Source organism: Rhizobium sp. P40RR-XXII (assembly GCF_012641405.1).
In the GTDB taxonomy this organism is placed as follows: domain Bacteria; phylum Pseudomonadota; class Alphaproteobacteria; order Rhizobiales; family Rhizobiaceae; genus Rhizobium.
This window is the reverse complement of record NZ_JABAII010000039.1, coordinates 1-10,563: the sequence shown is the minus strand read 5'-3', so window position 1 is coordinate 10,563 and position 10,563 is coordinate 1. Positions and strand designations below refer to the sequence as shown.

General features: G+C 57.1%; 10 protein-coding genes and 2 pseudogenes. 11 read left to right on the top strand and 1 reads right to left on the bottom strand.

Going from position 1 to position 10,563, the window contains the following annotated elements:
• Positions 1-124 precede the first annotated feature (124 nt).
• Positions 125-328, bottom strand: a pseudogene (locus tag HGP16_RS33565) (plastocyanin/azurin family copper-binding protein); the annotation flags it as partial.
• Positions 329-579: 251 nt separating this feature from the next.
• Between HGP16_RS33565 and ccoN the strand changes: the two are divergent.
• The 11 genes and pseudogenes from ccoN to ccmI form a co-directional block, all read left to right on the top strand.
• The gene (gene ccoN, locus HGP16_RS33560; protein WP_168844248.1) at positions 580-2,202 is read left to right on the top strand and encodes a cytochrome-c oxidase, cbb3-type subunit I; all 1,623 of its coding nucleotides are present in this window, start codon (positions 580-582) and stop codon (positions 2,200-2,202) included.
• An 8-nt stretch (positions 2,203-2,210) separates the two neighbouring features.
• Positions 2,211-2,945 carry a cytochrome-c oxidase, cbb3-type subunit II gene (gene ccoO / locus HGP16_RS33555; RefSeq protein ID WP_168844247.1) on the top strand — a complete coding sequence of 245 codons (735 nt, stop codon included), beginning with the start codon at positions 2,211-2,213 and terminating at the stop codon, positions 2,943-2,945.
• 9 nt (positions 2,946-2,954) lie between these two features.
• A complete protein-coding gene (locus HGP16_RS33550) occupies positions 2,955-3,107 on the top strand; it encodes a cbb3-type cytochrome c oxidase subunit 3 (protein ID WP_168844246.1) in 153 nt (50 codons plus the stop codon).
• Position 3,108: 1 nt separating this feature from the next.
• Complete coding sequence (ccoP, locus tag HGP16_RS33545) at positions 3,109-3,972, top strand: cytochrome-c oxidase, cbb3-type subunit III (protein ID WP_168844245.1); 864 nt, start codon at positions 3,109-3,111, stop codon at positions 3,970-3,972.
• Positions 3,973-3,980: 8 nt separating this feature from the next.
• Complete coding sequence (locus HGP16_RS33540) at positions 3,981-4,175, top strand: hypothetical protein (protein ID WP_168844244.1); 195 nt, start codon at positions 3,981-3,983, stop codon at positions 4,173-4,175.
• Between the two features lie 266 nt (positions 4,176-4,441).
• Positions 4,442-6,010, top strand: coding sequence for a cytochrome c oxidase accessory protein CcoG (ccoG, locus tag HGP16_RS33535; RefSeq protein WP_168844243.1), 1,569 nt, complete (start codon positions 4,442-4,444; stop codon positions 6,008-6,010).
• Positions 6,007-6,492: a FixH family protein gene (locus HGP16_RS33530; RefSeq protein ID WP_168844242.1), complete on the top strand. Its 486-nt coding sequence runs from the start codon at positions 6,007-6,009 to the stop codon at positions 6,490-6,492. Before ccoG ends, HGP16_RS33530 begins: the two co-directional genes overlap by 4 nt.
• Entirely contained in the window at positions 6,489-8,780 is a 2,292-nt protein-coding gene (locus tag HGP16_RS33525) for a cation-translocating P-type ATPase (RefSeq protein WP_168844241.1), read from the top strand. The genes HGP16_RS33530 and HGP16_RS33525 overlap by 4 nt, the downstream gene beginning before the upstream one ends.
• The gene (gene ccoS, locus HGP16_RS33520; protein WP_168844240.1) at positions 8,777-8,935 is read left to right on the top strand and encodes a cbb3-type cytochrome oxidase assembly protein CcoS; all 159 of its coding nucleotides are present in this window, start codon (positions 8,777-8,779) and stop codon (positions 8,933-8,935) included. The genes HGP16_RS33525 and ccoS overlap by 4 nt, the downstream gene beginning before the upstream one ends.
• 308 nt (positions 8,936-9,243) lie before the next feature.
• Positions 9,244-9,616, top strand: a pseudogene (locus HGP16_RS33515) (transposase); the annotation flags it as partial.
• A 103-nt stretch (positions 9,617-9,719) separates the two neighbouring features.
• The coding region (gene ccmI / locus HGP16_RS33510; protein ID WP_168844239.1) for a c-type cytochrome biogenesis protein CcmI at positions 9,720-10,563 on the top strand (844 nt) is incomplete at its 3' end.

The following is a 10,563-nucleotide window of genomic DNA, read 5'->3' as shown; positions in this document are numbered from 1 at the left end:
GGATGTGAGGTTGTATAGGCCCGAGAAACCGGGCCGGTAATTGCTATGGGCTCAGACCGCGGATCCGCTCACCAAGGAGAAATTCGATGCCACTTGAATGAACAATTGACAAAAGACCTGATGTGAAGGATTCGACGTTGTGACTCTTATCGGTCGGAACGAAGGTGACGGTGTCGCCGAGAGCGATCTTGACGAAACCGGGTTCGAAAACCATTGCACCATCTGGACCCTTATTGAGTAACTGGATCTGATGGTCGGCTGCCATGAGCGGAGCGGCCGAGACGACGAGGGCTGCAGTGGCGGCTGCCAGAGCAAGTTTGAAACGCATTGCATGTCTCCTGGTGATCGGGGGCCAATTGCGGCCTCGAAGACTATCTAGGCCATGCGGGGGCGGCCTTCTTTGACGTCTGTCAACTACGCGGCGTTGCTGGTCGATGTAATAGCAAGCCGCGCGCCGAGGAAGGTGGCTCCCTCGTTGATATAGATCAAGGAGCGCACGCCTGCTCTATGAGAGTTCTCTCTCCAAAGTTCGGGAGAGTCGAACGCGAGGCGGTCGGCTGCGCACTTGGGGACCCCAAAATGGACTACACAATCGAAACGATCCTGGTCGCGATCGCCGCCTTCCTGGCCTTGCTGGGTGCAGGTCTCGCCCATGACCATCTCTTCGCCGTGCACATGGGCATTCTGTGTTTCTGCTTGACAGTGGGCACGGTTCTGCTCGTGCGGCGAGCCGATTTCTCGCCTGAAGGCCGTGTGGCGAAGGTGGATGCATCTGGTTACTTTGACGAAGTGATCCGCTACGGCTTGGTCGCCACCGTCTTTTGGGGCATCATCGGTTTTCTCGTCGGCGTTGTCATTGCGGCACAGCTCGCCTTTCCCGACCTAGATTTCGCACCCTATCTGAATTTCGGCAGGCTTCGCCCTGTCCACACCTCAGCCGTCATCTTCGCTTTTGGCGGCAACGCCTTGATCATGACATCCTTCTATGTCGTCCAGCGCACCTGTCGGGCTCGGCTTTTCGGTGGAAGTCTCGCTTGGTTCGTCTTCTGGGGATATCAGCTTTTCATCGTGATGGCGGCATCCGGCTATGTGCTCGGCATCACGCAAGCGCGCGAATACGCCGAACCTGAATGGTATATCGATATCTGGCTCACCATCGTCTGGGTGGCCTATCTCATCACTTTCCTAGGCACGATCCTAAAGCGTAAGGAACCGCACATCTATGTTGCCAACTGGTTCTATTTGAGTTTCATCGTGACCATCGCGATGTTGCACATCGTCAACAATCTGGCTGTCCCGGTTTCTTTCCTCGGTTCGAAAAGCTATTCACTGTTTTCTGGTGTGCAAGATGCGCTAACGCAGTGGTGGTACGGCCATAATGCTGTCGGTTTCTTTCTCACGGCCGGATTCCTCGGCATGATGTATTACTTCGTACCGAAGCAGGCCAATCGCCCGATCTATTCCTACCGCCTGTCGATCATCCATTTTTGGGCTCTGATCTTCCTGTATATATGGGCTGGTCCCCACCATTTGCATTATACGGCGCTCCCTGACTGGGCCCAGACGCTGGGCATGGTCTTCTCCGTCATGCTGTGGATGCCGTCCTGGGGCGGCATGATCAATGGTCTGATGACGCTCTCGGGTGCGTGGGACAAGATCCGCACTGATCCTATCATCCGCATGATGATTGTCGCCATTGCCTTTTATGGCATGTCGACCTTCGAAGGTCCGATGATGTCGATAAAGACCGTCAACTCGCTCAGTCATTATACGGAGTGGACGATTGGCCACGTGCATTCCGGTGCACTTGGTTGGGTCGGAATGATCACTTTCGGTGCAATCTACTATCTGACACCGAAACTCTGGGGTCGGGAACGTCTCTACAGCCTCCGAATGGTCAACTGGCATTTCTGGCTTGCCACCCTCGGCATCGTCATCTACGCGGCTGTGCTCTGGGTTGCTGGCATCCAACAGGGCCTGATGTGGCGCGAGTATAATTCGCAAGGCTTTCTCGTTTACTCCTTTGCCGAAACCGTTGCCGCTATGTTCCCATATTACGTGCTGCGCACGCTGGGTGGGACGCTCTACCTAGGCGGCGGGCTTGTGATGGCTTGGAACGTTTTCATGACCATCCGCGGCCGTGTGCGGGATGAAGCAGCAATTCCGACCGCGTATGTGCCCCAGGCACAACCTGCAGAGTGAGGTGAGATATGTCATCGATACTGGACAAGCATAAGATCATCGAAAAGAACGCGACTCTGCTTCTCGTCGGCTCACTTCTTATCGTCTCGATCGGCGGGATCGTGGAAATCGCGCCGCTTTTCTACCTCCAGAACACTATCGAGAAGGTGGAGGGCATGCGTCCCTACACACCGCTCGAACTTGCAGGTCGCAACATCTACATTCGCGAGGGCTGTTATCTCTGCCATAGCCAGATGATCCGACCCTTCCGTGACGAGGTGGAACGCTACGGCCATTACTCGCTGGCGGCCGAATCCATGTATGATCATCCATTCCAATGGGGCTCGAAGCGCACGGGGCCCGATCTTGCGCGCGTCGGGGGCCGCTATTCGAACGAGTGGCACGTACAGCATCTCTCGAACCCAAGAGCGGTTGTGCCGGAATCAATCATGCCCAAATACGCCTTCCTCAAGGAGGAGCCTGTGACGATCAAGGATATCGGGATGGACCTCAAGGCCAACGAAGATGTCGGCGTACCCTATACGGACGACATGATCGCCAATGCCGAAGCGGATATGAGAGCACAGGCCGATCCCAACGCCGATACGACGGCGCTGCTTCAGCGCTATCCGAAGGCCAAGGTCGGCGATTTCGACGGCGATCCGCAGAGGCTTACCGAAATGGACGCTCTGGTCGCATACCTGCAGATGCTCGGTACTCTGGTCGATTTTTCGACCTACGACGACGCAACCGGCTATCGGTGAGGTGATCCCATGGAAATATATACTGCAATGCGGCACTTCGCCGACAGTTGGGGGCTTTTGGTGATGACGGCGTTCTTTGTCGGTGCTGTCTTCTACAGTCTGCGTCCCGGCAGCAAACAGATGGCCAAGGAGGCCGCTGACATTCCTCTGAAGGATGACTGAGATGTCGGAAAAGCATATCGATGAAATCAGCGGCGTCGAAACCACCGGACATGAATGGGACGGCATCCGCGAGCTGAACAATCCGATGCCACGTTGGTGGGTCTGGACGTTCTGTGTGACGATCCTGTGGGCGGTTGGCTATGCGATCGCCTATCCGGCTATCCCGATGATCACGTCGGCTACGAAGGGCTATCTCGGCTACTCGACGCGCGCAGAACTGCAGCAGGATCTCGATCTTGCCAAGACAAAGCAGATGACGTTTCAAGACATGATCGCCGCAAAGACGGTTAAGGAGATCGACGCGGACCCGGCACTGCGCGAATTCGCCGTCGCCGGCGGCGCGTCGGCCTTCAAGGTCAACTGCGCGCCGTGCCACGGCTCCGGTGCCAGCGGTGGTCCGGGGTTCCCTAATCTGAATGACGACGATTGGCTGTGGGGCGGCGATCTCGATTCGATTCAAACGACGATCGCGCACGGCATTCGCTTTGATGCCGACCCAAATACACATGTTTCGGAAATGCCTGCCTTCGCTGACATATTGGATGCGACGCAGAAAAAGCAGGTTGCAGCTTACGTTTGGGGCCTGACGAACACTCCGTCCGATCCGACTAAGGCGGAAGCCGGGAAGCGGATCTTTCTGGACAATTGTGCGGCATGCCACGGTGAGGACGGCAAGGGCAAAATCGAAATGGGGGCCCCGAATCTTGCTGATGCCATTTGGCTGAAGGGGAGGGGGGAAGACGCGATCATCCGCCAGATCACAAGTCCCAGGCATGGTGTGATGCCGGCATGGTCGGCCCGTCTCGGCGAGACTGCGGTGAAGGAACTGACCGTGTTCGTCCATTCGTTGGGCGGGGGCAAGTAGGAGCGAACATGACCACCCACAATCATAACCCGCTTCTGACGCTTTACGGCACGCCGCGGGCGGTCATCCGCGCGCGGGTGTCGGTTCGCGCAAAACCGATAGAGTCATCTTCCGAGCATTCCGAGCAGGAAAACACCGAAAAGATCGGAAATTCGATCGTCAGTTTGACCTCACTTAAGGATCACCTGCGAACGAGCCGATAGAGGTGGGTGGATGATGTCGTTGCGGATCATTTCCCTCAGTGCCTTCGAGGCAAACCTCCGCCCTTCTTTGGGGTGGTCCGGCAACGCAAAGACGTTCGACAGCCGTTTGGATCAGTTTCTTGCAAAGTTGACGGTTTGAGTCCGGAGCCGTCCTTTGTCCACCTAGAGCGCGGCTCCTCCTTTTTGAAAAATCCCGATCGTTGATCTGGATCAAGGATCGAGTGGCCCCGAAATAGGAGAAGTGCACGAGAACCCGGAAGTTGCACATGACCCTCTATACAGCTCCAGATCCTAAAGACATTGAACGACAGAATGTGGAGCCTGTAAACGCTCGTCGCAATCGCCAACCGCTTTATGCGGCGCGGAGGAAGGTTTTTCCCAAGCGCGCCGAAGGTCGCTTTCGCCGTTTCAAATGGATCGTGATGCTAATCACGCTCGGCATATACTATCTCGCGCCTTGGATCAGATGGGAGCGCGGGCCTTATGCGCCAGACCAGGCGATACTCGTCGATCTGGCGTCACGCCGCTTCTATTTCTTCTTTATCGAGATCTGGCCGCAGGAGTTCTACTATGTCGCCGGTCTTCTGGTGATGGCTGGATTCGGGCTTTTTCTCATCACCTCTGCCGTCGGTAGGGCCTGGTGCGGTTATGCGTGTCCTCAGACGGTATGGGTCGATCTCTTCCTTGTGGTGGAGCGAGCCATCGAAGGCGACCGTAATGCCAGAATGAGGCTCGATGCCGGCCCGTGGAGTTTCGATAAGCTTCGCAAGCGCGTTCTGAAGCATGCGATTTGGCTGTTGATTGGCTTAGCCACCGGCGGTGCCTGGATTTTCTATTTCGCAGACGCTCCAAGCCTCGCCGCTTCCCTGCTTTCCGGGCAGGCGCCGGCGATTGCCTATGCCACGATCGGGACGTTGACGGCCACAACATACGTGCTTGGAGGTCTCATGCGTGAGCAGGTCTGCACCTACATGTGTCCGTGGCCGCGCATTCAGGGCGCAATGCTGGACGAGAATTCCCTCGTCGTCACCTACAACGACTGGCGAGGTGAGCAACGCTCACGTCATGCTAAGAAGGCGCAGGCAACTGGACAGTCCGTAGGTGATTGCGTCGATTGTAACGCCTGCGTAGCGGTATGCCCGATGGGAATCGATATTCGCGACGGTCAGCAGATGGAGTGTATCACCTGCGCTCTTTGCATCGATGCCTGCGATGGGGTGATGGACAAGCTTGGAAAGCCCCGTGGTCTTATCGCCTACGCCACTCTTAGCGAGTACGCCAGCAACATGGCTATTGCCACCGATCAGGGACGCATGCCGGTTCAGTCGACGAAGGTCCGCAAGGCGGACGGCTCCTTCGTCGATAATATCAGGCATTTCGACTGGCATATCATCTTCAGGCCTCGCCTGGTTTTTTATGCGGCACTCTGGTGCATGATCGGCGCCGCGATGATCGTGCATCTCGCGTTGCGGGAACGACTGGAGCTCAATGTCGTCCATGACCGCAATCCTCAGTTCGTACTCGAAAGCGACGGCTCGATCCGCAATGGCTATACGCTCCGAATCCTTAATATGGTTCCCAGGCCTAGAAAGATCGAGCTCAACATGTCTGGCCTGGATGGCGCCATGATGCGCATTCCGGAGTTCGGCATGAATGATGGCCGTAGCTTCGTCTTAGAGGCGGCACCTGACGCCGCGACGACCGTCAAGGTCTTCGTGACCAGACATGCAGCAAGTGCTCTGCCATCGGAGTTCCTCTTTACAATAGAGGATGAAGGCCACGAAGATCGCTCAACCTATCGAGCGGCCTTCAATTCTCCAGGAGAGGCAAAATGAGCGCGAACACGAAAGGATTCACGGGACGACATATGCTCGTCACGACCTGCGCTTTCTTTGGCATCGTGATTTCGGTCAACGTAACGATGGCATGGTTCGCCTCTTCGAGCTGGAGCGGCCTGGTTGTGGAAAACACCTACGTCGCCAGCCAACAGTTCAATGAAAAGACTGCGGCTATCAAAGCCATGATTGCAACCGGGATATCGGGAACCATTTCCCTCCATGCTGATGTCTTCACCTACCATCTTCACAATAGGGATGGAACGCCAACCTCGATCGACATGGTGACCGCGAATTTCAAGCGTCCCGTCGGTGACCGCGAAGACTTTAGCGTGACCCTGAAGAAGGTTGGAGAGGGACTTTTTGAAGCCGACCGCCACGTGCCATCTGGCGACTGGATCGTTGAACTGATTTCCCGACGTGGCGGGACGCTCGTCATGCATGAAGCCCTTCGATTCGACACCGCGGAGCTCGACCAATGACTTGCTGCATGGTGGACGCTGAGGCGATGCTTGCGATGAGCGCGGCTTCGGTAAGTGCCGAAGAGATAGCACTTGCCAGCCACCCATTGGGCGAAGGCCTGCTCCAGCTTGATCTGAGCGTGCCGGACGTCCATTGCGGAGCTTGTATCTCAACAATCGAAAAGGTTCTATTCGCCTTGCCGTTCATCCGGAAGGCCCGAGTAAATTTGACGTCCAAGCGTGTGAGTTGCGTTTACGCTGAAGCCATCGATGGTGTCCGGACGGATGCGACGGCAATTATCGACGCAATAAGCTCCGCGGGATATCGAGCGCATCTCTTCGCTTCGACTGCGGCGGAGAACGATAAGGCGCGAAACAGCCTTCTCCTGGCCGTCGGTGTGGCAGGATTCGCCGCTGCCAATATCATGCTGTTATCGGTTTCTGTCTGGTCGGGTGCAGACGCTGCGACGCGCGACATGTTCCACTGGATATCGGCGATGATCGCAGCGCCAGCGCTGATCTACGCGGGGCGATTCTTCTTTCAATCGGCATGGAATGCGCTGAAGCATGGTCGAACCAACATGGACGTGCCGATCTCCCTGGCAGTCGCGCTTTCCTACGCCGTCTCGCTCTGGGAGACCATGCATCATGGCGAACATGCGTGGTTCGACGCGACGGTTTCTTTATTGTTCTTCCTGCTGATCGGCAGGACACTTGATCACGTCATGCGCGAGAAGGCGCGTGCGGCCATTAACGGCCTCGCACGAATCGCACCGCGCGGTGCGCTTCTCGTCGCCGTGGACGGATCCCGCCGCTACGTGGCGGTGGAAGATATTGTGATCGGCGACGAGATTGCGGTGGCTGCTGGCGACCGCATTCCGGTCGACGGCGTGATCGCGAGTGGCGAAAGCGATCTCGACCTCTCGATCGTCACCGGCGAAAGCAGTCCCGTCGCAGTTCGCAAGGGATCGGACGTGAGCTCGGGCGCGATGAATTTGACCGGTTCCCTCGTGGTGCGCGCCACAAAGGTCGCCAGAAGCTCGCTGCTTGCCGAAATCATCGGTCTGATGGAAGCTGCTGAAGGGGGCAGAGCCCGCTATCGCCGCATTGCCGACCGGGCGGCCTCCCTCTATTCGCCGGCCGTTCATATTCTTGCGCTTGTCTCATTTCTCGGGTGGGGCTTTGCCGGTGGGGACTGGAAGAACGCTATGCTCGTCGCTGTAGCGGTGCTGATCATTACTTGTCCCTGCGCTTTGGGACTTGCGGTTCCGGTGGTTCAGGTTGTAGCCGCCGGCGAACTCTTTCGCAGGGGAATCATGGTTAAGGACGGTTCAGCGCTCGAACGGCTGGCCGAGATTGACACCGTCGCGTTCGACAAGACCGGCACGCTGACACTCGGTAAGCCTCGCCTCGTCAAGTCGGAAACCAGCCATTCCACCGGTGTTGCCATCGCCGCAGGACTTGCAAGCCACTCCAGGCATCCGCTTTCTCAGATACTGAGCCGCAGTCAAACCTCCGATCGAATGGAATTCGACGGCGTCACAGAGGTCTCGGGTGGAGGATTGAAAGCATATCGAGATGGTGCTCTGTATCGGCTTGGCAGCCGATCGTTCGCCTGCGACATAGATCGAGCCGAGATGGCCGACCTCGACGATGCGCTATCCGAGGTAGTCCTTACCAAGGACGATGTCGTCCTGGCGCGATTCTTCTTCGAGGACACGATCCGGCCGGGAGCGAACAACGCTGTTGGGGAGCTCCGCGCCACTGGCTTCAAAATCGCCATCTTTTCGGGGGACAGACAATGTGTGGTCGATGCTGTCGCAAACCGGCTGGGCGTTGATCTTGCACTTGGCGGCTTGAATCCCAGACAAAAGGTTGAAGAGTGCCAAGCGTTGAGCAACGCACATCATCGGGTGTTCATGATCGGAGACGGCATCAACGACGCGCCGGCGCTTGCCGCAGCGCACGTTTCCATGGCACCTGCGACGGCATCGGATATTGGCAGGCAGGCCGCCGATCTGGTATTTTTCAATGATCAACTCGATGCGGTCCCGATTGCAATCGCCATTGCACGCAGATCTGCTACGTTGATCCGACAGAACTTCGCACTAGCAATCGGCTACAATATTCTTGCCATACCCATCGCGATCGCAGGCTATGCCACTCCTCTCATTGCTTCAGTTGCTATGTCCACGTCGTCCATTATCGTCGTATCGAATGCTCTAAGACTGGCAACGTTTGGAAGAAATCCTGTACGAGGAGAGTCCAGTTCGCCGGTCCTGAGTAAGGCGAAGGGAAGTCCCGCATGAACATGCTGATCTATCTCATTGCCATCGCGCTCTTCATGGGGGGCATAGGTCTGGCCGCCTTCGTCTGGTCGCTGAGGAGTGGCCAGTATGACGATCTGGAAGGCGCCGCCTGGCGTGCGATCGCGGACGACGACCTCGATGCGGGAGGAAAATAGCGCGCGTAAGTGGATTGCGGTTGAGTTGATCACGACATCTCAAGTGCCAAGATTTCTGAGAAATCGATAGTAAGGTTCGCTATGTGCTCTCAGGCAAAATGCTTGCGCGGTATTCGAGGATCATGGCTATTTCGTCAGCGCCGTGTCCAGCGGCGCCGTGATGAGTGGCGAGCTCACGAGAACGCGGTTTATCGCCGTTTTCCTTCACCTGGTCGTTCCCGGCGGCGATAACGGCCTGGAGCTTCTGAAGGAGATCCGGCGGCTTCCGAAGTTCCTGTGCTCATGCTTACAGGACAGGATACGCTGGGTTGGTCGGACTGATGGTGCATGGGGCGGATACCAGGATCGAGACGGTGCCGCCGATCTCCTGAAATCCATTTATCACTGGTGGCCTTGGCTCAAACATGTCTTTGCCGAGGGCGGCTATACGGGCGATCAGCTCAAGGGGCGGCTGAAAAAGATCGGTCAGTGGATGATGGAAATCGTCAAACGCTCGGACCATGCGAAAGCCTTCGCCGTTCTGCTACGCCGCCGGGTGGTGGAGCGGATTTTCGCATGGTTCGGCCGCTGCCGATGGCTGACTAAGGATTGGGAGAGATCAATCGCATCCACTGAGGCATGGATCACCATCGCTCACATCGAATGCTAACACGCCGCCTCGCAAGATACCGATATCGCTGAATTCTTTCTGAGCCAGCCCCCAAGCGTCCCCACAATTGATCCGGATCAAAGTTCGAAGGGAGGAAGACGATATGTTGCCTACGCAATAGGGCGATCCTCCATCATGATCATCTGGATTATTTTCGCTGCTCTGGCGACAGCCGTCACCGCCGCGCTGTTGCGTCCGCTGTCAACGCCTCGTGCGGCTTTCCCCGGCGGAAGCGTGGGTGCCGGCCGCGTGTATCGGGACCAACTTTCCGAGCTCGAAAGCGAACTTGCCTCGGGTCAGATTTTGCCTGCCGAATACCAACTGGCGAAAGCTGAGATAGCGAGGCGTCTGTTTCGCGCGGCCGATGCCAGTGCCTCACACGATCTTGCCACCTCTACACGCCCAATGTTCTGGATGAAGCTTGCTATCGCAGCATTCCTGTCGCTGGGAAGCATATCCTTATATGTCGTCCTGGGCTCCCCTGATCTGTCTTCGAAGGCTCTACAGCATAGGTTGAACGAACCCGGTCGAGGCCTGGCGATTCTCATTCGTAAGACGGAAGAGCACTTGGCCCGCACGCCGGGCGATGGTCGCGGTTGGGATGTGATCGCTCCCATCTATTTGCGATCCGGCCGGTTGGTGGACGCTTTAAGCGCTTATTACAATGCGATCCGGCTATTGGGACCGAGTGTCGGCCGGCTCGACGGACTTGCCGAAACGTTGACGACCGCATCGAACGGCATCGTGACGGCGGAGGCGCGCAGCGTGCTGCAGCAATCGCAAGCGCTCGATGCCGCCAATCCGCGCACGCTTTTCTATCTGGCGCTGGCGCTGGAGCAGGAAGGCAAGGCGGCCGAAGCGAAGACCGCCTTTGAGGCCCTGGCGAAACAATCGCCGCCGGACGCGCCCTGGCTCGCGGCCGTCGGCGAGCACATCATCAAGAATGGCGGCCGACCTGAGATATCCGCCAACGGTAATG